We start from the raw sequence: 25,129 nt of genomic DNA on the forward strand, positions 1-25,129 counted from the left end.
TTGGCTCAAAATCATGGAAATGTATTAACTGAATATTCTAACTACATTTATGCAACGCTAGTGTTATTTCTTAATAAAAAAAGGAAATGTATCCTGTGGATGCTTTGGTTCCCAAGTATCGTCTACATTATCAAAAAAGCTTGTTTTTTTTAACCTGCTTCTCGCAACTTTGCCTCACATCATTGCCATCCCATCACAACTGAAGCCTCTTGAAGGACTATTTTTATTATTTCTTTTCATGGTCACGGTTTTAATATTCTTCATAGGTCTACCCGATGCAATATATGCAATAAAGGGCTATACCGAAAGAGGAAAAAGATATCTTTACGTCATAAAAAAATGATAAAGGAGCTGGAAAAATGAGCACTATCTTTTTAACATCTTACATTGTCCTTTGGTTACTTGTCGTACCTTTAGTAATCTTAAATCTCATTCTTTTTAGGCAATTAGGGATCATGGTAATGGGAACAGCGAGGGGAGTGAACGAAAGTGGAATACCAATTGGTAAGAAATTGCCTTATTTTGAGAGTGAAGAATTAGATGGAGTTAAGTGGAATTTGGGTCAAGAATTGGGTAAACCTTCACTATTCTTATTTATTTCTCCACGCTGTAATGAGTGTAAAAAAATATTACCCGATTTTTTAAAGATTTCTAGCATGTATAATGTTAGCCCTATCCTAGTAATTTTTGCGGACAAAGTAGAAGCGGCGGAATATATCAATAAAATAGGTTTTAAAGGTCGATCACTATCGATCTCTCACGAACAAGCTTTGCCATTGGATGTATCGGCTACGCCATTTGCATATGCTATTAACTCGGATGGAATTGTTCAAGAGAAAGGTCTTGTAAATACACAAGGACACATTGAAAGGTATGTTAAATCAGTTGCTAATAAAGCAGCTTAATATTGTATTTAAGAATTGGAATTCCTCCAATTTTTAAATAGAACATTTTAAATAGAAAGGAGGTAAACCAATGGAACGCTATAAAAGTGTCGATCAAAAGGTGCAAACATTCTTAAGTGGAATGCATAGAAAAATAAGCAGAAGAAATTTTGTTTATAAGGTTGCAATGGGTGTCACAGCAGCTATTGCTACTCTGCTGATAAGACCAATTGGTGGACTTGAAAGGGCTTTCGCTCATGGTCCTGCTTGTAATCCTCCTCATGGCCAATACTGTTCTGGATGTGGTGCTGATTCATGTCCCTCTGGATATACGACTTGTACTACTTCAAGCCGCTATTCAGACTGTCCAAGTTGGTGTCCTTATAGCAGCGGATGGTGGTTTTCTGAAGGAGCAAATGGTGGTCATAAATGCCGTGATTGTTATCTAAGTTATGTAACTTCTGCTAGTCGTTGTAACGCGGGATATAGATCAGGCGGACTGCTTACATTGTGTGGATGCCGTTCTACTGCACATTTTACGTAAGTTATCACTCACACTTTTGTTTCTAGTAGTGAAAATATTATGAGGGGAGGGGGATAAACATGTACACAATTATCATGTTAGGAATTGTTTCTTTCAGTGCAGGATTTGTTGGGACTCATACTATTTGAGGCCTCAATGTATTAGGGAGCCTGGATGGCAACCATAGCAAAAAGTATAAATACTTACTGAGCTATATTTTCTTCACCATTTTAGGTGCAGTTATAACAGGAACCGTATTAGGAACTATTGGTGGATGGATAAGTTTATTAATTGAGCCGCACCTTAGAATGTTTATCCTCTTAACCTGTTTAGTTATTTTATTTATTCTTGAATTGAGTAACCGAACTTCTATCCTTCCAAACGGGAAATTTACAGTACCTGCACAATGGGTTGATGCGGCACAGGATAAATCCTCAATATTATGGGGCTTGTCTTTAGGATTAGGATTTATTACATATTCTGCAGGTGCCCTTTGGCATGCTTATTTGATGACAATGTTACTCTTAGGGAATTGGCAACTGGGGTTAATTACTGGTGTTTTATACGCATTGGGAAGAACTCTTTTGCCTTCTTTTAAAGTAATTAGAAGAAAAATATTAGAATTAGAAGGGTGTTCAATTGGAAATTACACATATTTGAGAATCATAAGACAAATATATTCCAGTATCATTTTTATAATAGTGATAATAGTATCGTTAACATCTCTAATATAAAAAGAGTTTTCTTCATGGTGAACATTTTCCCAACATTATTGAGAATACATTGAAAATATTGTAAATATTAATAAAAGGAGGCAATAAAAATGACTGGAATTGGTGCTTCGGGTATTGTCATAATTGGCATTGTTGCATTAGTCATGTTTGGTCCAAAAAAACTACCTGAATTAGGCCGGGCTGTTGGCAGTACTCTTAAAGAATTTAGGGAAGGTACAAAAGGTATTATAGAAGATCAAGATAGTAAAGAGGGCATATTAATAAAAAAAGATGTTAATAAATAGGGTGAATAAATGGGTACTAAAAATGATATGTCGATAAGTGACCACGTAGAAGAAGTAAGGAAAAGAATAATTTATATTTTAATTTCATTTGTGTTCTTTTTCATCATAAGTTTTTGGTTGGTAGATATATTGTTATCCTGGGTGAAAAGCTCCGCCGTTGCTAAAAACATCACTTGGAATGTTTTTTCACCTGGAGATTCTCTTAATATATATTTGAAGGCAATGTTTTTCATGGCAATTACTTTTACCATACCAATAGCTATCTATCACTTATTGGCCTTCTTGAAACCTGGAATGACTCGTGAAGAAACCGTCGCATCATTTAGATATATTCCATTTTCCATTTTTTTACTGATTTTAGGGTTTCTTTTTTCATACTTCATTTTGTTCCCATCGTTAATTAACTTCACCACAATCATGAATGAAAAAATGGAATTTGAGCAAACCTACGGCGCTTTACAGTATTATAAATTTCTTTTTAACACTGTTATACCAGTAACGATTCTATTTCAATTCCCATTGGTCATGTTACTATTAACAAGTGTAGGAGTTGTTAATCCCCAAAAGTTAGCTAAATCACGCAGAGCAGCTTATTTTATTCTTATCGTCATTTCAGTAATTATTTCGCCTCCAGATTTCATTTCTGATTTTTTAGTATTTATACCTCTGGTCTTACTATTCGAAGTTAGCGTAATTCTGTCTTCTTGGATATACAAAAGAAAACCTAATTTATCGGTTGAAAGAAGCGTATAACAGGAAAGGGGTGTGGTCCTTTCCTTATTTTCGGCAGAAAGTATGTTATTATCAAGAAATCTAATTTAAGTGTACAAATATTTCTATAGAGAGGAGAATAATAATGAGGTCATATTTATTAGTATTAGCTTGTTTAATATTATTGTGCACCGCATGTTCAGAACAGGAAGCAACTGAGATTCAAGATTATGAACTTACTCCTACTTTCACTGTTGAGAATAACACTTTGAGAGGAATACGAGATAAAATCGGGTTCCTAAACCTCGACTTTAAGGCAAATGAGATTACTAATGTATTATGGCATTTTTGGGGCACCGCAGATATACTTACTGGAACTTTCAGAGTAGAGGGCACTCATATTGAAACTAATGAGAAAATGCAAGTATTACTAAATGGAAGTCGATTAAAAACATGGGAGTTACCAGAGGTTTATACTCAAGGTGAACTAGGCGCAGATAAAACAAAACCAACGTTTGTTCAGTTCGATAAACCAGGAAAATGGAAATTGGACGTCATTATTGGTGAGAGAAAGTTTGCGGAATTAATTATTGAAGTAGATGAATGATCATAATAATTAAGACACTAAATTTATATCCGGTAACCGAACTTAACTGATTAACAAGATTAGGTAAGCATGTTGTGTTCTATCTTTTTATTGAGGCACTCTAATACACTAGATTAAGTATGATTTGTTTTTTGAGGGGAGTTGAATATGCGATTTGTAATCGGATTAACTAAAAATCTAATTATTTTATGTCTAGCTTTTGTGGGGTTAGTTTTATTAATAGGTGGTATTGTAGACACTAATTTTTCTTCGGTATCCAAATTTTTTGTGGGAACTTTAAGGAGCATAATGGAATGGGATTTTGGAACAACTTATTATGGGGTAGATGCAACTGAGGAAGCCGAGCTCCATTTTGTTCGAAGCCTTAAATTGATTATTCCGGCGTTCTTTATCAGTATGATATTTGGAATCACCAAAGGAATATTCATGTTTATTTCTCGTAACAGCAAGTTAAGATTAGTCTGGATATTAAACAGGTTATTATTTGGCTCCCTGCCAGACTTCTTTATATTTATCTCCGTGCAATATCTGTTATGGGTATTAATGAGATATGGATTTCCGAAGTTAGATTTAATGGGATTTGAACATTGGTATAATTTAATTTTCCCTACAATAGTGCTTTCAATTTATCCAGTTGTTTTCATATCCAATATTACTTATAAATCATTAGTAGGAGAGTTACCGAAGGATTACGTCCGGACTGCCTACTCAAAAGGAACAAAAGAATTTTATGTCATTACGAAACATCTATTATGGAACTCCTGGGCATCGATTCTAAGCTATACCCAAACGATTATGCTCTATATTATAACTTCATTACCTGTTATTGAATTAATCGCTTATTACAAAGGCGCCGGTTACCTAATGTACGATATGATCAACAGAGGTTCAACAAATGTCATCCTGCCTTTGTGCTTGATGTTTTTATTATTAATGTTTATTAGCATCTTAATCTCTGATATTATTAAAACGTTTTTGGTACCTACAGCTATTGAAAATGAAATGATAGATAAAACGCTGGTTAAGAGGAGAAAATTAACTCTGCCGGCCTTTTCGCTCCCCAAAGTAAAATTCAAGTTGAGAAAACTTTCATTTCCTAAAATGGAAATATCGATGAATCCTTTTGTTTATGTTAAAAAAATAATACGGTTAATAAAAGACTATCCAACTTTAGGAATAGGATCCTTTATGATGATGATCATTATATTTTTGGCGGTATTCGGCCCCATCTTACCAAATGTAGATTCATCAATGGACAAGGTTAATGACTTATTCAATGAGAATGGAGAAATTCTTATATTTCCAGTAGAACCAAGTAAGGATTATCCATTTGGTTCAAATCGTGAAGGCGCTGACATGTTCAGTATGTTAATTTTAGGTACGAAGGAAACGATGCTTCAAATATTAATCATTACACTTATTCGATATGCGATAGCAATTCCGTTGGGGTATCTAGCATCATTTAATCAAGCTGCCAGCTCAATATCGACTTGGATTAATGGAATATTATCCTTCTTTCCATCTATTATCATAATAGCTCTGCTCTCAAGAACGGAAGCACTACTGTATAATGAAAATCGTTTGTATTGGATGATTCTCATAATTGCGGTTATGGAAGTCGGAAGAGTTAGTGAAATTTTTAAACAGGAATTTATTCAGATACGAAAAAATGAGTTTATTTACTCAGCGATTGCAGCTGGAACCAGTCCTTTTAATTTATTAAAAAGACACTATCTGCCCAACCTATATCAAAAACTAATATACAATTTTGTTACAGATATGAGTAGAGTTTTATTTATTTGTGGACTTCTTGGGTTTCTTTCTATTTATATGGAACAGATCATTTATCGGTTGGATACAGGAGGGGTGGATTATATTAATACATCAATGTCATGGCCATTTTTTCTCGGGAACTACCTTCAGGATATACGGAGCGCCATCTGGATACCTTTCTATACTTCTTTGTTTATGACGTTTGCCATATTAGCTCTTAATATTTTTGCTGAGGGTCTACAGACATATTTTGATGCTAAGTTTCGGAAGAGAAACAACAAAATTGTGGAACTAAAAAACCAAAGTCATTCTTTAAAGCTTGAAGAATCAGAAATGAAAAGCCGGTTGGTTTAAACTAAGATAAATTCTCGCACTTGCTTTTTTAAAAGTTGAGGATTCTTGAGGGAAAATAATTTTGGTTTTTATAATTTCTCGTGGATTCGCATGAATTATGGTTACCTATTGCTTTTTTTATTGATGTATTTAAGATCATGCTTATAGTGAAAGTCATCTAGACTATTTAGATATAACAGATGACCTATCTATTTTTTTGATTTGATTGTGTGGGGTAACCTTCCAATTCCACAATTAAAGGGATGTTATTCTTATTTTATTTAGGACTTTTCAAAATGAGTCATAAACCGATAATTTTTGTCGACAGATTTTTTGCAAAAACAAGTAAATATAAATAACCCTGAAAAGATTAAATTAAAAAGATTGTATCAATATTAAAAACATCTAGATGATAATGGAATGTACCACAACTGTTATAGGAAAAAGCAATAGACTGTAATTAAATTGTAATAATATTTTATATAAATATAACGAATTTACAGAATATTTGATATATAGAGGTGTACATATGAGCGCTCAGACTCAGTTATTGAGTAACGCCCCTTTGCTTGAAGTGAAAAATTTAGAAACTGCTTTTTCATTAGATGGTACATGCTATAACGCGGTAGATAACATTTCTTTTCAGGTAAAACCCGGGCAAATCGTTGGGATAGTCGGCGAATCAGGCTGTGGGAAATCGGTTATGTCCTTGTCAATCATGAAACTTCTTCCAAAAGGAATTGGAGAGATCCGTTCCGGAACAATTCTTTTCAACGGTGTTCAATTAGATAGATTGTCAGATAAAGAGATTAATAAAATTCGGGGTAAGGATATTTCGATGATTTTTCAAGAACCGATGACATCTTTAAATCCAGTTTTTACAATTGGCTTCCAAGTGGAGGAAGTCCTTTTTAATCATATGAAGATTTCAAAAAGTGAGGCTCGTTTAAAGAGTATTGCCCTTTTAAAAAGTGTCGGAATTTCCCGCCCGGAAAAAATCGTAGATGAATATCCTCATCAGCTTTCAGGTGGGATGAGGCAACGGGTTATGATTGCGATGGCCATTGCCTGTCAGCCGAAGCTGCTTATAGCTGATGAACCGACCACTGCTCTAGATGTTACTGTACAAGCACAGATTTTGGAACTACTGAAAGAAATTCAAAAAGTAAATGATATGTCCATTATTCTTATAACTCATGATCTCGGCGTAGTAGCAGAAATGTGTGATGAAGTTATTGTCATGTATGCGGGAAAAATTCTAGAAAAAACCGATGTGGATACTCTTTTTTATAACCCTAAACATCCATATACAAAACTGTTAATGGGAGCAATTCCGAAGATGGGTGAAGAACAAGAAACATTAACTTCAATAAAAGGGATTGTCCCATCATTAAAAAATATGCCCAATATAGGCTGTCGATTTGCGGATAGATGTCCGCAGGCGATGCCTGAATGTTCAACTATAACACCCCTTCTGGCTAGCATTGAGAATGGACATGATGTCTCCTGCTTGCTCTATGAAACAAGCAGACCTACAGAAGGAGTGAGAGCATAATGAGAAGCACAGAGCTTAATAGTGCAACAGCAACAATGGCAAAAGACGTCAATAACAAAGAAAACCTGCTAGAAGTGAAAAATTTGAAAACATATTACCCGGTTAAGGGTGGATTTTTCCGAAAAACTCTTGGTTATATCAAAGCAGTTGACGACATATCCTTCGTAATAAAAAAAGGCGAAACACTTGGTCTTGTTGGTGAATCCGGGTGTGGTAAATCGACTGCAGGGCGTACAATTTTACGATTACTGAACCCTACAGACGGCAAAATAATATTTGAAGGTAAGGACATAACCAATCTTCGTGGAAGATCATTAAGAGAGATTCGCAAAGATATTCAAATGGTTTTTCAGGACCCATATGCTTCTTTAAACCCAATGCAAATGGTAGGTGATATTGTTGCTGAACCTCTAAAAAATTTTACCAAAATGAGCAAAGAAGAATTGAAAAACGAAGTCATGGATCTTCTGTCAAAAGTTGGTTTACCTGAGGATGCCTATTACAATTATGCACATGAATTTTCCGGAGGACAGCGGCAAAGAATCGGGATTGCAAGAGCACTTGCATTAAGACCTAAACTCATCATCGGTGATGAACCAGTTTCGGCTCTTGATGTATCAGTTCAATCCCAAGTGCTGAACCTTCTAAAATCGCTGCAAAAAGAATTCGATCTGACCTTCATGTTTATTGCCCACGATTTAAGCATTGTAAAACATATGAGTGACAGAATCGGTGTCATGTATTTAGGCAATATTGTTGAAATTGCTGATAAAGATAGTCTTTATGACGAGCCACTTCATCCATATACAAAAGCTTTGATTTCTGCTATACCTATGCCGGATCCCCGTCACAAAAAAGAACGAATTGTGCTCCAAGGAGACGTGCCAAGTCCATTGAATCCTCCAACTGGTTGTCCATTTCATCCCCGTTGTCCTGCCGCCAAAAGCGAATGCTCAGCGGTTAAGCCAACATTAAAGGAGGTGAAGCCTGGTCACAAGGTCGCTTGCCATTTGTATTAAAAATGAAATGATTTTCGGGAGTTGGAGAAATGTTTAATTGGAGACTGGTATCCCTTCTGCTTACCTGAATCGGGATTTCAACGTTAGGCGATTTTATTTATTTGATCGCTATCAATCTGTTGGTATATGAAATGACCCAATCGGCCGCAGCTGTGGCCGGATTGTGGATTGACGGGCCGGTCACCGCAATCCTGACAATTCGTGGAGCGGGAGTATTATTAACCGAGCAATAAGAAAAAGATTATGATTATGGCTGATTTGGCCAGGGCAGTAGTCGTCGGGATTATTCCATTTGCCTCCAAAATTTGGTTCATCTATATTCTGCTGTTTCTTATCAGCATTACGAGAGCTTTTTTTGTTCCGTCATCAACCACTTATATAGCCCAACTTATTCCTATCGATAAGCGAAAAAAATTCAATTCGATTAATATTTTTGTGACGTAAGGGGCTTTTATCGTTCCTTCAATCGCCGGTGTGTTTTTCTTAATATCGGTTCAGTCGACATTGCGATTATGTTGAATGCCGTTTCATCTCTCATTTCCGCCTTCATTATCAGTTTTTGCCTGATACATATCAAAATCCAAATGAAACGAAGAAAGGCAGTTACGAAACACTTCGGGACGACTGGAAAGAAGTGATCCAGTTTGGCAGGGAAAAGTCTTTTGTGCTGGCTGTCTGCTCCTGTTTTCTCGCGTTTGGCTTATTTTCATTAGCGATGGACTCTCAAGAAGTTGTCTTTGTTCAAAATGTAGTGGGGTTAACAGAGACGGATTACAGCTTTCTAGTCAGTATTACCGGGATTGGGCTACTCTCTTGGTGCTTTCCTGGTTAGCGTAACAACTCGATTTTTAAGCATAAAACATTTGATTGCAGGCGGAATGCTGATGGTGGCAATCGGTTTTACGATTCTCGGGTTTTTTAACGCGTTTTCAAATACAGGCTTTAGTACCTTTTATCAAAACAACATTCCAATCCACCTGATGGGAAGAATGACAAGCGTTGTCGGAGTACTTCAAAGTGCCGCGCAAATCGTGTTCTTATTGTTAATCGGTGTATTGGGCGACATTTTCCCCTCCGCTATACAATCGTGATTCTGGCCGGGATTGAACATGCTCCTTTCGGTTTTGATTCTTGTCCTCGTTGCAAAGCCTGGAAAGCAGGTTTATTATAAAGAGGAAACAGTTTCTTCATAAAGCAGTTTTTTTTGTAAAAACGTAATTGTGACCCGCTATTATTGGCAATTTTTTAAAAAAAGACCAAGGATTTTTCTTCCGGTTTCCGAAATATTCATGCATACTTACTTGAGAAGAGTTTGTGCATGGATAATCACAGCGAACGTTAGCAAAATCACGAAGAGTAGCTTATTTTATCCTTATTGTGATTTCTGTTATTATTTCTCCTCCGGATTTCACTTCTGATTTCTTAGTTTTTATATCACTCGTCTAACTATTCGAAGTAAGCTAAGTTCTACCATCTTGGACATATAAAAGAAAACCTAATTTATCTTTTCAAGGAAGTGTTTAATGGAAAGAGTGTGTGGTGCTTTTCTTATTTTTGGTATAGAAAGTAAGTTGTAATCAATCGCGATGAAAAATAATCTACAGACAGGAGAATAATTATGAGATTATTTTTATTAGCATTATCTTGCTTAATGTTATTAACAGCATGTAAAGAACAGAAAGTGGCTGAAATTCAAAACTATGAACTAACTCCTACTTTCTCCGTAGAGAACAACACTTTGAGGGGGATACCAGATAAAATCGGGTTCCTTAACCTCGACTTTAAAGCCAATGAACTTCATAAGGTGTTGTGGCATCTTTGGGGCTCCCCAGATGTAATTACTGGAACTTTCAGAGTTGAGGGTACTCATATTGAAACTAATGAGAAAACGAAAGTATTACTAAATGGAAGTCGATTAAAAACATGGGAGTTAGCAGATGGCTATTCTCAAGGTGAATTAGGCGCAAATAAAACAAAACCCTCGTATGTTCAGTTCGATAAACCAGGAAATTGGAAATTGGAAGTCGTTATTAATGAGAGAAAGTTTGCGGAATTAATTATTGAAGTAGGAGAATGATAATACCCACATTTTGCACCTTAGAATTACACTCACACCTTTTTTCTGAGATGCTTTTTTAAAACAGGGGTTGCATTCTCTGCAAATCAATTTTTTTCTGGCTGAATCTCAGTAATTTCACATCTTCGTTAGGGACTACCCACTTTGTCCGTTAATTTGGTTGTTTTTCGTTTTTCTTCGACACATATATGAAAAGATCATACCTGCCAGTTAAAGGATGCGCTTATTCGTTTCACCTACGTTGTCCAGGATAAAGCGCATGAAAAAACATTTAATAAAGCATGGTTTTGATGATATTAAGGTCACCTCAGTAAACGGGCAAAAAGCATACCGTTCAGACTTTAACCACCCATTTGTGGCTCATGTGATGAAAACGGCGAAAGAAGTCTACCAACATGAAGCCGTGCTCGCTCCCAATTCAGCCGGAACCGGCCCGATGTACGAATTCGGGGAATACCTGAAGCTGCCGATCGTCAGCACCGGTGTGGGCTGGGTAGAATCGAAGGCACACGCACCAAATGAATCGATCCGCCTTCAAGACTTTGAAGAAGGTGTTGTCCACATGGCACATATGCTGGCAGGATTTGCAAAAGCGCTCCAAGCGGAGCAGGAAAGTGTGGGAAGTCTATAATCATACTAAAAGCATTCTACCTTTTTTGGTAGAGTGCTTTTTTGTTAAAAAAAATTTTAGATGGAACTGGAAAAGCTTGTTCTCTCCAAACAAACCTACTCGCCGGATATCTAGAAACAATGAATTAAGCGAAAAATGGAGGGATTTAAGCGAAACCTGTTATGATGTAAGCTTCTGAATTAAGCGCTAAATCCAGGAATTAAGCGAAAACGGGTTTTATTTAAGCGAAACAGTGTTAATCCTATTTCTGCAGGTAATGCCTTTATAGCTCCTATAGTGATTCTTCCCCATAGCAAACGCACTAAATTTTACATGAAACCCATTAAATAGAATGAATGGCCTACCTTTTTCGGTAATATTTACCCTTATTATAATATTCTAAATATTATAATATCTACTAGACTATCATTCTTGTTAGGAGGGAGTTCAATGAAAAAGCCAATTTTATTGGCAGCTTTAATTGCTGCATTATCTTTTGGTGCGGTTGGGTCGCCTGCTGTTTTAGCAAAATCAACTGAAACCGCTCACAATCAGTGGGATCATAAAATTGAACAAATAGTCACCAAGAGGATCAACGTTGATAATATTTATAATAATATTGACTTTCTATCAAAAACACCGCGTGTAGCGGGAACAGAATCCGAGAAGAAAGCCGTCGAATTCATTAACAGTCAATTTAAAAAATACGGCTATAAAACCGAAATACAAGAGTTTAAGTTTATTGGTTACACACCACCTGATACGGTGGAGCTTAGTGTGGATGGTTTCAGTGGTGAGCTGCATCCGGCAGCTTTTACCTTCTCTGTGAATGGGAATGTTTCCGGCGAATTGGCAAGTGCGGGTTTAGGAAAAAAAGACGAGCTGCAAAATCTCAATTTAACCGGGAAAATTGCTTTTATTAAACGCGGTGAAATTCCTTTTGCCGAAAAAGTGTTGAATGCTGCTGAAAAGGGAGCTGTCGGCGTTGTTATCTATAACAATGTTGATGGTCCTTTAAATGGAACGCTTGGGACGGCGAATGATAAATATGTGCCGGCTGTTTCATTAAGCAAGTCCGAAGGAGAATCGCTTGCCTCCCTGCTAAATAGTGGCCAGACATTGACAGCTGCTTTAACAATTGCAGGAGCCGAGTCGGGTGAGAGAACTTCCCATAACGTAATAGCAACAAAACCGCCGACATCGAAAAAGAAATCCACTAATGAAATCATTGTTCTCGGTGCACATCATGATTCGGTCGCAGGTGCTCCAGGCGCCAATGATGATGCATCAGGAACGGCCATGACGTTAGAGTTGGCGCGCGTTCTTAAGTTCATTCCAACCGACACCGAAATCAGATTTATTACGTTTGGAGCGGAAGAAGAGGGTCTTCTTGGCTCAAGACATTATGTGAACAATCTGCCAGATGGCGAACTAAACCGGATCATCGCAATCTTCAATCTTGACATGGTTGGAAGCAAAGATGCGGGAGACCTCGTCATGCTTACACTTGATGGCCAGCCAAATCTGGTTACAGAATTGGCCCAGGCTTCCAGCACAAGATTGAATGGACAACCAACACCATATGGACAGGGCGGGAGAAGCGACCATGTGCCATTTGCGGAAGTCGGTATTCCGGCGGCACTGTTTATTCACAACCCGGTTGAGCCGTGGTATCATACTCCAGAAGATACGATTGATAAAATCAGCAAGGAAAAGCTTCAGGATGTTGCCGAAATCGTCAGCGCCGCGATTTATGATCGGGCAAAATTTGATATAAAATGGCCAAAACCGAAAAAAACGAAAAAACAGAAGGCAGAGCATTTATACTACAAACAAAGTTTTAAATAGAGCTAATTTTAATCCCTTCAGTGAAAATCACTGGGGGATTTTTTTTGGGTTTTATTTTGATATGAAAACGCTTCGAAAACCTTAAAGAATTGTTCAAATCCATGGACCATGATCTACAGTAAAATAAATATTGTGAAATCATTCACAAATGGCATTTTATTTTCGAAAGGATCTGGTTCCATGTCATTTTACCGGCCTGAGCAAATTGTTAAAATTAGTATTGAAAGCGGGATCAAGAAAACCAAGTACCCTCTGCAGCAAACATTGATTTTGGGTTTCCAGGCAGGCGCATTTGTTGCGCTCGGCTACTTGCTGTACATTCGTGTAACAGCTCCTTTATCGGCTGAGCTGGCTGGTTTAAGTTCGCTGATTGGAGCATCTGTTTTTCCAATCGGGCTTATTCTCACCCTGATTGCAGGGGGAGAGTTGTTGACGGGCAATATGATGGCTGTTCCTTTGGCCCGCTTTGCTGATAAAATCTCAACCAATAAGCTTTTTTATAATTGGTTATTGATCACGGTCAGTAATTTTGCAGGAGCGGTTTTTGTTGCTTACATATTTGGCCATGCCGCCGGGCTTACCGAAACGGGCCCTTATTTAGAAAAAACCGTTAGTATTGCTGAACATAAACTTTCCGCATCCTACCTTCAAGCATTTTTATCGGGAATCGGCTGCAATTGGCTCGTTGCACTTGCGGTCTGGCTTTCATACGGAGCAAAGGATATGACGGGGAAAATAATCGGCATCTGGTTTCCGACGATGGCCTTTGTTGCGATTGGCTTTCAGCATGTTGTTGCCAATATGTTTGTTATTCCTGCTGCCATTTTTGCCGGCACATTCACATGGCTCGATTACCTTCAAAATATGATTCCCGTATTTTTAGGCAATGCAGTGGGCGGATCCGTCTTTGTTTCGATGGCATATTGGCATGCCTATAAAAAAGATAAAACCTGGATTACTGAAGAGGCTGTCGCGCGCAAGGAAATCCTCACGATCGTTAAAGGGAGAGAAATATAATGACAAAAGCTCTGTTCGTATTTTTTCAAACAGAGCTTTTTTGTGCATGTTAAAGTAATATATATATAATTATATTAAGTACTATATTTAGTAGTTATAGTGTGAATCTACTGTATGCGTTTTAAAAAAATCTCCAGTCAAATTAATGTCATGACTGGAGATTTTTTACGGGTTTTAAACTTGTTATTGGCTGAAAATTGTGGAATTACAGGAATCTTTTAAAAAATATACTACTTTTGTACTTTTATAAAATTTTTGGCAGGTATTTAATCCTGAATCTTCCAAAATATATTGTAAATTCATAAACAGTGCTCTATGATTAACTGGAAGTTTATTACCAATAATATTAAGGAGTGATATCATGAGAAAAAGAACATTTATTGCGTCTTCATTGTCTCTGTCCCTTATGGCCTCCCCTCTTGCAGCTAGTTTCGCAAATGCGGTGGAGCAACAGCTGCCGATACAGACCCTAATTATCTATGGGCGAAATATCAAATAAACCTGTATAAAGATAGTGCACGCACAAATTTACTGAGTTCTAAAACGACTTCTCCTGAGAAAGTAAGAGTTTACTAATAAAAAACAACCTCTCCTATTTAGGAGAGGTTTTTATTCGAATTATTATGTGCCTTTTTTGTTTTTCGTCTTAGAATGAATTCATATAACCCAAATAATATCCCCAAGGCAACTAAGACGTAAACACCATAATTAGGTGGCACTGTAAAATACACAGTTACCACAAGAATAGCAAACATCAAGTACCCAAAATTATACCACTTTTTAAAGCTCATCTTCCATGCCTCCTTTGTAAAATAATACCATATAAATTTAAATAATGTAACAGGTCTTTAGTGGTGATTATTGCATAGGGTTGATTTTTGTTGCGTACATATTTGGCCATGCCGCCGGGCTTACCGAAACAGGACAATGGCCTTTGTTGCGATTGGCTTTCAGCACGTCGTCACTAATATGTTTGTCATTCCTGCTGCCATTTTTGCCGGCTCATTCACATGGCTCGATTACATACAAAATCTGGTTCCCATATTTTTAGGTAATGCAGTTGGTGGATCCGTCTTTGTCGCGATGGCATATTGGCATGCGTATAAAAAGGATAAAACCTGGATTCCAGAAGAAACCACCGCACGCAAGGACACCCTTACGATCGTGAAAGAGATGTAAAATACCGAAAGCTCTGTTCAATATTTATCAAACAGAGCTTTTTTTATCTTTGCCGCGATGTTATTTTGGTAAGCTAGGTCCTGTCGTGTCATGTACCACAATTTTGGCTATCATTTTTTCTTACAAAGGGCCTCATTAATAATGTTCATCGTGAAAAAGCTTGATCTGGTTATAATAATGAGCCGCTTTTTCATAATCCTCCAAAATATAATAAATATCTGCAATTTTTGATAAGGCCTTATGGAGATAATCTATCGAATCAGAGTCTTTAAAAAGAATCTCTGCTGCCTTGTAATGCGCAAGAGCTGCTGAATGATTCTTTCTTTTAGCTTCTACGTCTCCTAACAATAAAAGTGCTTTTCCTTTTGACAAAGTATGATTCTCAGTTAATATCTGTTTGCAATAAGTAACTGTTTCTTCCAACTCGTTATTTAAAAACAAGCTATATGCTAATTCAAATTTAACATTTAAAATTTTCTCTATCTGGTCAATTTTTTTAAATAGATCAACTGCATTTAATAAATGTTCTATCGATTTGTCATATTCGTTTAAATAGCGATAAAGAACCCCTAAATTTGTGTATGTGCCTGCTTTGTTTGAAATATCTTCAAATATATCGAAAAATTTCAAAGCTAATTGATATGATTTTTCAGAATCTTTCCATTCTTGAAGGCGTCTATGACAAATACCAAGTGTCATAAAAATATGACCAGACTTAAAGTTAGTATGCGTAGCCTGATTGATCTGCAACGCTTCTTTTAATATCCGTATTGAAGAGTGATATTCTCCAAGTTTTCCATGTGTAATCCCTAAACTAACTAAAAGTGATATTTTTAGAAGCCCTCCTATCTGATGAGATAGTAATAGATTGTATGCTTCATTCAGCATATTTAATGCTGTTCTTGTCTGTTCAAGTTTTAGATATACATTTGCAAGTGAATCCAGGGATCGGATGTGCTCTTTTACATGATCTCCATTTGAAAATATTTTAATGCTTCTCTTAAAATAATCTTCTGCCTCTTTCCAATTTCTCTTTTTATCAGAAATTGTGCCTTTTATCCATAAAAGGAGACCATAATCATAATTATCCTCATCTTCAGTCGTTTTATCATATGTAAGTTTATCTATTATTTTTTCCGCTTGTTCAATTTTACCAGATTCAACTTTTTCCTCAGCGTTATGAATATCCTTTTTCCAGTTAACAAGAATTAAATCCTCGTTTGTTGGCTCTTCAAAAAAATCTTCAACTTTACAATTCAATCTTTTAGCTAACTTTTCTAATATATCGTATGAAGGTCGGATAGAGTATTTTTCTATTTGACTTATATAACCTCTGGTTACAATACCGTCGGCTAACTCTTGTTGTGTTAACAGATTAGCTTTGCGCAATTCTTTTATACGTTGACCTATATATTTCATTTTTAGCCACCCATGCTCTAAAAGTTTTCTTAAGTATAATACTGTATTTTTTAACAAAAAGTAAAATATTTATAAAAAGTAAAAAAACGCAAAAAATTAATTGACGAAAATGGAATATTGTTCTAACATAATTATTAACAAAAGTAACATTTTTATTTTTTAAATTATTTAGTTGATTAATGTTATAGGAGGCGAAATTATGAAGAAGCACATAAAAATTGTACTGGGCTTAATACTGATGCTCTTAATTGTTGGAACCTATGTGTATTTTCCGAATAGTAAAGACTTAGCTGATGAGTTTTGGCCTGAAGCACCTTCATTAACTAACGAATAATAAAGTTTAGAGCTAAATGTTGTTATACCGTCTTTTAATAAATAACAACTTAGTAGAAAGAGAAGCGAAATGTAAGAAATACTACTTGTGTCAAAAGATCTTAATAAGTTTGTTGCAGATAATAGGGAAATGATAAGCAATCTAGTGAAATTTGATAATTTGCTCTCTTCAAGGCATGACAAGCTCAAGGGGAGCGGTTGTTTGCGCGATAATGACGTTCTACATACTGGCATTGGTCAGAATAGTGTGGCGACATTTTTATTAACGTATCAATATTTTTATGAGTGGATCGTTACATCCTATAGGAAAATATAAAAATAGCTTACCTGATAAAGAGGATTTACGAATAATTTGTTTAACAGCCGTTTTTTTGTAGGTTCTTTGATATGATTTGAATTCTAGAACTAGTAAATCCTGACAACCTTACATTGAATAAATCGTAATTTATGTAATTAAATAGACGCCGCCATCTATGATAGATTTCAGCAATTATATTAAAGATAATTTAATTATTGTTAAAAGCGGTAGCAATCTGCCAGCAGGCACTGACAGATTCTATATAAATTTTCTACAAAGGAGGGGATTTTAATGAAAATGATTCAAAAGCCATTAGAGGATACTTTATCTGAAATGTCATCAAGAGCGTTGAATAACTGTAACTGTATTAAATAACAAAGAGAGATTTTGTTAGTACTCAAATACAATTCGAAATATTCTATCTGAAATTTTCATGAAGTGTGTTGAATAACTGCAACTGCACTACAATCTGATGTAAATAATTTAACTATCAATAAATTCATAATTTTGTTTCTATGGGGGCGGATGCAGATGCCCCTATAGTTATATTTTCTTCATTATAACAGGGGGGACTCATAATGAAAGAATGGAAAAAATCAAGGTTTAATGTACGAAGTATGTCTAAATCTGGTGAGGTAATTTTATATAATAGTTTATCTGGCGCTATTGGAATTGTTCCACAGAAAGAAAGGGGAATAGCAGACAGCCTTCTGAAAAAAGGAGTCCTTAGTGAAGAGGTGGTTTCGAAAACTCCATTGGCAAATGATTTAATTGCAAATGGGTATTTTATTACTTCTGATACAGATGAGTTTCAAAAAGCAGCAGAATTACACCATAATTACTTTAACAATGAGAAAGCATTACAGTTAATAATTATGCCTACTGAAGAATGTAATTTTCGTTGCGTATACTGTTACGAATCGTTTTTAAGAGGGACTATGGCTGAAGATATAGTTGAAGGTGTAAAAAAGTTGATTGATCAGAAGATAAATGGATTGGATAATTTATTTATTTCATGGTTTGGAGGTGAACCCACAGAAGCATTAGAAGTTATATACGATATTTCAGAACATGCAATGCAACGCTCTAGAGAACATGGGGTACAGTATAGTGCTGGAATAACATCAAACGGATATAATATAACTCCGAATGTATTTCAAAAATTGATTGAATGTGAAGTTCGATCATATCAGATTACCGTGGACGGTAGCATAACAGATCACGATAAGCGAAGGATTAAAATGGATGGCGGCTCTACATATACGAACATAATGTCTAACCTAACCTCTATGAGTAAAACAGACGAGGAGTTTAAAGTAGTATTAAGGGTAAATTTTGATCCAGAAAGTTATGTTAATATGGACCAATTTATAGAAGACATAAAAGACCGTTTAAATGGCGATCAGCGTTTTTTTCCTGACTTCCATACCATTGGGAAATGGGGTGGAGATAACGATGATAACTTATTAATTTGCTCTGAAAGAGATGGGGCACAAAAGAGATATGAGTTATTTGAAAAAGCTATTGACTTAGGTCATGACCTAACATTACGTGAAACATTAGCGCCAGGAGGTAGTGTATGTTATGCTGCTAAACCATGGTCTATAGTTATAGGTTCAGACGGTACTTTATACAAATGCACAGTTGCATTAGAGGATGAGCGCAATAAAGTAGGAAGACTTCTTGTTGATGGAAGTTTAGATATTAATCAAGAGCGATTTGATCTTTGGGTTACATCGAATGAAACAATTGATGAAGGTTGCCAAAAATGCTTTTTTAGACCATCATGTCAAGGGGCCTCTTGTCCATTGGTCAGGTTAAATACAGGTGAACAACCATGCCCAACTGATAAAAAACATATTAAGAAAGTATTAACAACTATATCAGGAGTTTCTTAAAAATGGAGCATTAAAACATGACTAATTTAAAACCTAAAAATATAGAATCACCTGCATTTTCAATCTCATTAATTATACTTTATATTGGTCGCCTGGTATCATCACTTGGAGACTGGATCTATATGGTTATCTTGAGTTTGATTTTCGCAGAACATGCTCCGCATTATATCCCGCTGTTATGGTTAGCTAAGAGTCTTGCTTCATTTTTTTCTGGATTCATAGCGGGGACAATTTCTGATAGATTTGGGCATAAACAAACGGCTATAGTTTCGGATGTACTACGTGCCATAACAGTTGTACTAATGCCTAGTTGTATTGAAATACCGTTTATTCTACTATTATTAGTTTTTATAACGAGTTCTTTGGGTTCCTTTTTCTCCTCATCTCTTAATCCTATAATTTCGAGGATCACAGAGAATGAACCTTCATCACGACACCGTGTAAATTCAATTCTCAGTATGATTGTGCCATTAGCTCAATTTATAGGCCCTTTTCTAGGGACTATATTAATGCAAAAAAACAACTCACTACCGTTCATTGCTCAATCTATATCATTTATTGTATCAGCAATCAGTTTAATCTTTATTTCTTTTCCCAACGGTTCAATAGGAACGAGTGAATTAAAAACAGAAAAATTAAGGTTAAAAAATCTTTGGGAAGATATCAAATTTTCTTCTAAGTATATTTGGAGTAATACTATACTGAGAAGTATAACCTTAAGTATGACTATATTTATTTTTGGTTCTTCAGCAATAGATGCTTATGAAGTATTGTTTATTACTAAAACATTAGGATTAGGGAAAAGTGAATATGGTTTAATCATCAGTATGGGTGGTATTGCTTACATTATTAGCAGTTTTTGTAACATTTTTGTATCTCGCTACTTGAGTTCCGGCTCTTTATTGTTTTTTGGTTTCCTCATTACGGCTATTGGAAATTTAATATTTGCGCTTTCAGTAAATTTTATAACTTTAGTAATTGGATTGTTAATAACGGCAATAGGAGGAACCACGTTTTTTGTGGCGAGTTCTACTCTAACTCAAAATATGGTGTCTATAAATATTCAAGGCAGGATAACTAGTTTACAAGAGATTTTACCTACAGCAGCATCCACTGTCTCCACTGTAATATCAGGTATTTTTATCAGCAGCATTCCAATTCGCTATATCATGATCGCTGGGGCAATAGTTATAATGCTCGGAATCCTCCCGGCTTTAAACGTTCTGTTTTCTTTTCGAACAATTGAACATGAAAAAGCTAAAACTGTTAATATGTAAAAGGCGGTTTTAGCTTTCTATGAATGATTAGATCCTGGAACTATATATGTTCAATAAATTAAGGAATTATAGGAATCTATTTTTGTTTTAAGAATGCTTTCAATAAGGATTCTTTTTTTGTTGTTAGGAAATCACTATGGCGGCGATTCTCGCCGCCACCGTTTACCATGAAAATGTTGATTCATAATAAATTTACAATAACTAAAAACCGAATCTCTATTAGTAACGTCAAATTTATAGAAAGAAGGGCAGGGAGGTTGGGCATGGCTACCGATCATTGCAATGCATCTAGTTTAAATGAAATACAGGATGGACATTTTCCCATGACTAATCGAGAAATCTGGTTGAATGATTTAATGGATAACTATGGAGAAGACATTGTCAGGCTAGCCTATAGCTATGTAAGAGATAAATCAACTGCTGAGGATATAGCGCAAAACACTTTTATAAAATGTTATAAATATGCTTCTGCTTTTCGAGGTGATTCAACAATTAAAACTTGGTTATATAGAATTGCTATTAACTGTTGTAAAGATTATTTGAGAAGCTCTTATTTTAAGCGTATATTGCCAACTAATATAATTCAAAAATTTATTCAAGAGCCTTCACCCTCAACCGAATCAGTTTATTTCGAGAGTGATAAATCGAATGCTCTAATTCAATGTGTATTTGGTTTACCACCAAAATATAGAGAGGTTATCATGTTGCATTATTTCGAAAACTTAAAAATAAAAGAGATTGAGCAGATATTGGATTTAAAAGGAAATACGATAAAAACTCGATTAAGAAAAGCAAGAACGATGCTAAAAGAAAAAATAGAGAAAGAGAAAGGGGGATATAACTTTGAATGAGAAATTAAAAGAATTAAGAAAAATCATGATTACCAGTGAGTTACGTGATGTAAAGTTCGGAAACAAAAATAAAGAATATGTCTTTAATAGTATAAATTCTAATAAAAAAAAGCATAGAAGAGTGAATGATTGGATACCTAGAAGTCTTAGTATTGTGATGATATCTGGATTTATTTTCGCTTCATTAGTATTTGCTAAGGAGTATATTTTGAAACCAGACTCATCTCAAAACAGCCATTACTCTCAAAGTGAGACGAACGAAAGAAATATGAGTTCTGATAGTACGGATAATACTGAAGAGGAAATAAAAAATGAAGATTCAGAAGTATTAACAAAGGAAGAAACTCAACTACTTATGTTAAATACACTGCATCATTTTAAGACAGCTAAAGGTTTATTCATTAACGAAAGTAAAAACCACAAAGAAACAGTTGAATATCAAGTTAGTTTGATAAAAGATGAAATCGGTTCTTATATAAAAACAAATTTAGATATGAAAAATCAAGATTTGAATGAAGAAACTGATAAAAAAGATACTGATAAAACTGAAATTTTTAATGGAGATAAAATTTTACAGCTTAATAATGAAAGCAAAAAATATCAAGTGTCCGATGCTGCATTATCTTTTAATAGAGACAGTAAGATTACTTTAGATGAAGTTTATAAAGAAACTGAAGATGGATCACCAGTTTATAGAAATCATCCATTTGCCGGATCTGCTGCTAGCTCTTTATATCCATATGGAATGGCAACAAATTTTTTGAAAGATCATGACAAATGGGAGATAGAGAAGCAATCTTCAACATTACTTGATAAAAATGTAATTATTATCAAAGGAAGCTTAAATGACGATGATTCTGATAAATACAATGCTTCATCTTTTAGATTTTGGGTTGAGAGACAAACCGGAATTCTCCTTAAAATGGAATTATATAAAGATGATCAAGTTGTAGAATCCCTGGTTACAAAGGAATTAGAGTTAAACAAAACTATAGATAAAAACAAATTTTCCATTGCTATACCTGAAGGCTATACATTAGATAAATAATCACAAGATTATTTCATACTCAAGTCATTGAAAATAGACCGATTACCTTCATCGGTCTATTTTTTCTAAACCAGGGAGGATTCAAAGTGAAAAAAATAGTGATATTGTTGTTATGTGTATCTTCGTTTGTGCTTAGCGCGTGCTTTCCAAAAGGCGAACAGAAGGATTCTTCAGGTTCGGTAAGCGTAGATACACCCAACGGTACTACACCTAATTTTATGGATATGGAATTGGACGAAAATCTAATGGTTGAAGCGGACATAACTTGCACTGATAATAAAAATTTAAAAATCAGCTCTATTTCTTTAAAGAATTTTGATGAGGACCAAATAAAAAAGACTTTTTTGAAAAACAAAACGATAGCAGAGACTCACGAAAATAATAACGAACTATTTCCTGAATATAAAGACAAATACTTTCAATTATCAGATGAATCGTATTTGATAATGGAATTAGGTTCTATAAGGTATACAGATGTTTTTTACAGTGATCGTAGCTACGACGATGTCATAAGCGGTTCCACCTACTTTATTCGTTCGGATTTAAAAGACGTATATAAAGAAACAACGCTTGATAACATAAATAAAAATGATGCGATTGAAAAGGTCAGGAATGCAGCAAATGAAGTGGGTATCTCCCAGTTAGGAGAACCAGAGGTGATCGCTCTTGATTTTGAAACGTTAGAAAGCGAATGGGAGGATTACGAAACAAAGGATGGGGGACATCCGCGAAAATGGGAAAAGGATGATGAAGCTTATATAGTCATTTTTCCTGTCGTTTATGACAACATAACCATTACTAACAAGGGGTATTCCAATGCTAATAATCAGATGTCTGTTATAGGAAGCCGGATTATGGGCGTTGTTAATAAAGATGGTTTGATTTTCTTTACAGGCAGTGGTATTTACGAATTAGGTGAAACGCTGAACGACAACATAACCCCGATTTCTTTAGAAACGGCTCTTGGAAAAGTAAAAAACAAGTATAAAGATGTTTTAATAACAGATCCGATTGTTATTTCCAAAATAGCATTGGAATATGTGCCAGTAATGTCGAATACTAAGGCTATTAAATATGAACTTATTCCTGCTTGGGTTTTCACAGCGAAACAGGACGTAACTTTTAATGAAAAAGGAGGAACATTCAAAGCTTCTGCAGAATTCACAATCATGATCAATGCGGAAACGGGTCAGGAATTACGTATCGGAGGTGAACGTTGAAAATGAAAAGAAGAGCATTGACGATGTCCTTTATGCAGGTGTTTGCCTCTCCGGTTTTTTATCTTTCAATCATTGGAGTTACTGTCCTGTGTTTTATAAGTATTTGGGAGAGAATATCCACCTCGGAAGCAGGAGTAACGGTCTTCTATAGTTTAGACATATTCATTGGTTTAACAATGCTAAAAAAATTAGTCGTTTTATTTGCGGCCCTTCCTTATGTAGCAAGCTTCTGCAGCGATTGGAAATGTCAATATATAAAACCAGTCGTTATTCGGACCGGAACAAAAAAGTATGTGTGGTCAAAGATCATTACCTGTTTTGTTAGCGGGTTATTAACTGTGTTTATAGGGCTAATCCTTTTTATAACCTTACTATCGTTTAAAGTGCCTTTGTTTCCAGATGAAAACTTGGACCAAGCAATCTATCCGCCATTCGCACCGCTAGCTGTGGGAGAATTCCCGATTTTATTTTTATTGGCCAAAAGTTTTGTTTTTAGTATGGCGGCAGCTTTTTGGACAGTGGTCGGATTGGCTGTGTCCGCATTCATTCCGATCCACTTTGTTGCGATCGCTGCACCAGTAATTGCGAGTTATGTCCTGGAAGAAATGACTATATTTCTACCTAATTGGCTCAACATTTATTTATTGACAGGGAGTGCGGATGTCATTCATCAAGGTCCCCTTGTCAGTATTGCCTACTTCATTTTTATTTTCATTCTGTTTTCTGTTTTAGCAGGGTTACTTTTTGATTATCAAGTAAAGAGGCGATTACGTAATGAAGTTGTTTAATATATCCCGATTGGTTTGTTATCAAAATTTTCGTAAATGGTCATCCAATTATAGAGTTTGGGTGATAGCAATCCTGCTCATCATTTTGACACACAATTTCACAAAGGAAATAGCCGATTTTGCAAGGGACATTAATATAGATGTTTCCCCTTGGATGTTTCCTTTTCTATTTACCCAGAAATTTATTAAGCTTCTTTTCTTTTTTCCATTGATCTTACTCTTTTGCGATGCTCCATTCGTAGATGATAATCAGCCGTACATCATAGCTAGAAGCGGTCGAATTCCATGGAGTATCGGGCAAATAGGGTATATTTTCATCGCTTCCGCTTGTTACTTTATCTTTTTGATGTCCATTACGATCATTATAAATCTTCCGAGTATTCAGTTTACAATGGAATGGGGAAAGGTTCTCGGAACGCTTGCAAATACAAATGCTTCCGTTGTGGTGGGGTTAAAAACGCTAATCACTTCTGGTACCCTTCACTATTTTTCCCCATTCCAAGCCATGTGGTTCTCTTTTTTGCTTTCATGGTTAGCTGGTGTTTTTTTGGGACTTATGATTTATGTGATCAATTCCCTTACTAATACGAGGATTTTTGGCGTGTTGACAGCATCATTCTTTCTGGTTTTAGATGCAACAGTTACAGGTAAACCTTATCTTTACCGCTTTTCTCCTGTTTCATGGAGCAATCTCGACCGTATTGATATTGAAGGAACCACACCAATGCCATCGATAACCTATATATATATTGGTTTTGCACTGCTTATTGTGACGATGATTATATTAGCCATTATTGTAAATCGTAAGCAGACAATTAATGTTTTACCCCCCATTTAAGGCAG

25 protein-coding genes and 2 pseudogenes are annotated in these 25,129 nt (G+C 35.6%); 25 read left to right on the forward strand and 2 right to left on the reverse strand.

The features are described 5' to 3' along the window. Window positions 1-359 precede the first annotated feature (359 nt). The 16 genes and pseudogenes from CU633_RS07845 to CU633_RS07910 all read left to right on the forward strand — a co-directional run bounded on the left by CU633_RS07845 (window position 360) and on the right by CU633_RS07910 (window position 13,975). The gene (locus tag CU633_RS07845) at window positions 360-905 is read left to right on the forward strand and encodes a methylamine dehydrogenase (RefSeq protein WP_101659175.1); all 546 of its coding nucleotides are present in this window, start codon (window positions 360-362) and stop codon (window positions 903-905) included. 70 nt (window positions 906-975) lie between these two features. Then, window positions 976-1,428 carry a hypothetical protein gene (locus tag CU633_RS22540; RefSeq protein ID WP_142383401.1) on the forward strand — a complete coding sequence of 151 codons (453 nt, stop codon included), beginning with the start codon at window positions 976-978 and terminating at the stop codon, window positions 1,426-1,428. 287 nt (window positions 1,429-1,715) lie between these two features. Continuing rightward, entirely contained in the window at window positions 1,716-2,141 is a 426-nt protein-coding gene (locus tag CU633_RS07855) for a hypothetical protein (protein ID WP_101659177.1), read from the forward strand. A gap of 89 nt (window positions 2,142-2,230) precedes the next feature. Then, entirely contained in the window at window positions 2,231-2,425 is a 195-nt protein-coding gene (locus tag CU633_RS07860) for a twin-arginine translocase TatA/TatE family subunit (protein WP_101659178.1), read from the forward strand. Between the two features lie 9 nt (window positions 2,426-2,434). Continuing rightward, window positions 2,435-3,178 (forward strand): twin-arginine translocase subunit TatC, encoded by a 744-nt coding sequence (tatC, locus tag CU633_RS07865; protein ID WP_101659179.1) that lies wholly within the window; start codon window positions 2,435-2,437, stop codon window positions 3,176-3,178. 103 nt (window positions 3,179-3,281) lie between these two features. Next, window positions 3,282-3,743, forward strand: a complete 462-nt coding sequence (locus CU633_RS07870; protein WP_101659180.1) for a hypothetical protein — start codon at window positions 3,282-3,284, stop codon at window positions 3,741-3,743. 147 nt (window positions 3,744-3,890) lie between these two features. Beyond that, on the forward strand, window positions 3,891-5,870 hold the full coding sequence (locus CU633_RS07875) for an ABC transporter permease subunit (RefSeq protein ID WP_101659181.1): 1,980 nt from the start codon (window positions 3,891-3,893) through the stop codon (window positions 5,868-5,870). 508 nt (window positions 5,871-6,378) lie between these two features. Then, window positions 6,379-7,404 carry an ABC transporter ATP-binding protein gene (locus CU633_RS07880; RefSeq protein WP_101659182.1) on the forward strand — a complete coding sequence of 342 codons (1,026 nt, stop codon included), beginning with the start codon at window positions 6,379-6,381 and terminating at the stop codon, window positions 7,402-7,404. Between the two features lie 35 nt (window positions 7,405-7,439). Continuing rightward, window positions 7,440-8,423: an ABC transporter ATP-binding protein gene (locus tag CU633_RS07885; protein WP_101659216.1), complete on the forward strand. Its 984-nt coding sequence runs from the start codon at window positions 7,440-7,442 to the stop codon at window positions 8,421-8,423. A gap of 101 nt (window positions 8,424-8,524) precedes the next feature. Then, complete coding sequence (locus CU633_RS23270; RefSeq protein ID WP_257958560.1) at window positions 8,525-8,656, forward strand: hypothetical protein; 132 nt, start codon at window positions 8,525-8,527, stop codon at window positions 8,654-8,656. A 651-nt stretch (window positions 8,657-9,307) separates the two neighbouring features. Then, the gene (locus CU633_RS23275; RefSeq protein WP_257958561.1) at window positions 9,308-9,514 is read left to right on the forward strand and encodes a hypothetical protein; all 207 of its coding nucleotides are present in this window, start codon (window positions 9,308-9,310) and stop codon (window positions 9,512-9,514) included. Window positions 9,515-9,761: 247 nt separating this feature from the next. Further along, a pseudogene (locus CU633_RS22545) lies at window positions 9,762-9,869 on the forward strand (twin-arginine translocase subunit TatC); the annotation flags it as partial. A 172-nt stretch (window positions 9,870-10,041) separates the two neighbouring features. Next, the gene (locus CU633_RS07895; protein WP_101659183.1) at window positions 10,042-10,500 is read left to right on the forward strand and encodes a DUF4871 domain-containing protein; all 459 of its coding nucleotides are present in this window, start codon (window positions 10,042-10,044) and stop codon (window positions 10,498-10,500) included. A gap of 259 nt (window positions 10,501-10,759) precedes the next feature. Beyond that, window positions 10,760-11,131, forward strand: coding sequence for a M20/M25/M40 family metallo-hydrolase (locus CU633_RS07900; protein WP_257958562.1), 372 nt, complete (start codon window positions 10,760-10,762; stop codon window positions 11,129-11,131). 429 nt (window positions 11,132-11,560) lie between these two features. Beyond that, the gene (locus CU633_RS07905) at window positions 11,561-12,958 is read left to right on the forward strand and encodes a M28 family peptidase (RefSeq protein WP_101659185.1); all 1,398 of its coding nucleotides are present in this window, start codon (window positions 11,561-11,563) and stop codon (window positions 12,956-12,958) included. Between the two features lie 180 nt (window positions 12,959-13,138). Continuing rightward, the gene (locus CU633_RS07910) at window positions 13,139-13,975 is read left to right on the forward strand and encodes a formate/nitrite transporter family protein (protein ID WP_101659186.1); all 837 of its coding nucleotides are present in this window, start codon (window positions 13,139-13,141) and stop codon (window positions 13,973-13,975) included. Window positions 13,976-14,571: 596 nt separating this feature from the next. Here the strand turns inward: CU633_RS07910 and CU633_RS07915 are convergent. Then, window positions 14,572-14,766, reverse strand: coding sequence for a hypothetical protein (locus tag CU633_RS07915; protein WP_101659187.1), 195 nt, complete (start codon window positions 14,764-14,766; stop codon window positions 14,572-14,574). 136 nt (window positions 14,767-14,902) lie between these two features. On the opposite strand from CU633_RS07915, the pseudogene CU633_RS07920 reads away from it, so the two are divergent. Next, a pseudogene (locus CU633_RS07920) lies at window positions 14,903-15,154 on the forward strand (formate/nitrite transporter family protein); the annotation flags it as partial. A gap of 135 nt (window positions 15,155-15,289) precedes the next feature. On the opposite strand, the gene CU633_RS07925 reads toward CU633_RS07920, so the two are convergent. Beyond that, window positions 15,290-16,573 (reverse strand): helix-turn-helix domain-containing protein, encoded by a 1,284-nt coding sequence (locus tag CU633_RS07925; RefSeq protein ID WP_101659188.1) that lies wholly within the window; start codon window positions 16,571-16,573, stop codon window positions 15,290-15,292. A gap of 199 nt (window positions 16,574-16,772) precedes the next feature. Here CU633_RS07925 and CU633_RS23280 point away from each other — a divergent pair, with 199 nt between their 5' ends. The 8 genes from CU633_RS23280 (at window position 16,773) to CU633_RS07960 (ending at window position 25,124) form a co-directional block, all read left to right on the forward strand. Further along, window positions 16,773-16,907 carry a hypothetical protein gene (locus CU633_RS23280; protein WP_257958563.1) on the forward strand — a complete coding sequence of 45 codons (135 nt, stop codon included), beginning with the start codon at window positions 16,773-16,775 and terminating at the stop codon, window positions 16,905-16,907. Between the two features lie 875 nt (window positions 16,908-17,782). Then, window positions 17,783-19,102, forward strand: coding sequence for a radical SAM/SPASM domain-containing protein (locus CU633_RS07930; RefSeq protein ID WP_101659189.1), 1,320 nt, complete (start codon window positions 17,783-17,785; stop codon window positions 19,100-19,102). Window positions 19,103-19,119: 17 nt separating this feature from the next. Further along, window positions 19,120-20,379, forward strand: a complete 1,260-nt coding sequence (locus CU633_RS07935) for an MFS transporter (RefSeq protein WP_101659190.1) — start codon at window positions 19,120-19,122, stop codon at window positions 20,377-20,379. Window positions 20,380-20,642: 263 nt separating this feature from the next. Next, on the forward strand, window positions 20,643-21,230 hold the full coding sequence (locus CU633_RS07940; RefSeq protein ID WP_180954910.1) for a sigma-70 family RNA polymerase sigma factor: 588 nt from the start codon (window positions 20,643-20,645) through the stop codon (window positions 21,228-21,230). Beyond that, window positions 21,223-22,278 carry a sigma-E factor regulatory protein RseB domain-containing protein gene (locus CU633_RS07945; RefSeq protein ID WP_101659192.1) on the forward strand — a complete coding sequence of 352 codons (1,056 nt, stop codon included), beginning with the start codon at window positions 21,223-21,225 and terminating at the stop codon, window positions 22,276-22,278. Before CU633_RS07940 ends, CU633_RS07945 begins: the two co-directional genes overlap by 8 nt. Before the next feature lie 86 nt (window positions 22,279-22,364). Continuing rightward, window positions 22,365-23,498 (forward strand): hypothetical protein, encoded by a 1,134-nt coding sequence (locus CU633_RS07950; protein ID WP_101659193.1) that lies wholly within the window; start codon window positions 22,365-22,367, stop codon window positions 23,496-23,498. 2 nt (window positions 23,499-23,500) lie between these two features. Further along, window positions 23,501-24,286 (forward strand): hypothetical protein, encoded by a 786-nt coding sequence (locus CU633_RS07955; protein WP_142383402.1) that lies wholly within the window; start codon window positions 23,501-23,503, stop codon window positions 24,284-24,286. Further along, the gene (locus CU633_RS07960) at window positions 24,273-25,124 is read left to right on the forward strand and encodes a hypothetical protein (protein ID WP_101659196.1); all 852 of its coding nucleotides are present in this window, start codon (window positions 24,273-24,275) and stop codon (window positions 25,122-25,124) included. Before CU633_RS07955 ends, CU633_RS07960 begins: the two co-directional genes overlap by 14 nt. The last annotated feature ends 5 nt before the right edge of the window (window positions 25,125-25,129 follow it).

It is taken from the genome of Bacillus sp. V3-13 (genome assembly GCF_002860165.1).
Classification (GTDB): domain Bacteria; phylum Bacillota; class Bacilli; order Bacillales; family Cytobacillaceae; genus Bacillus_BJ.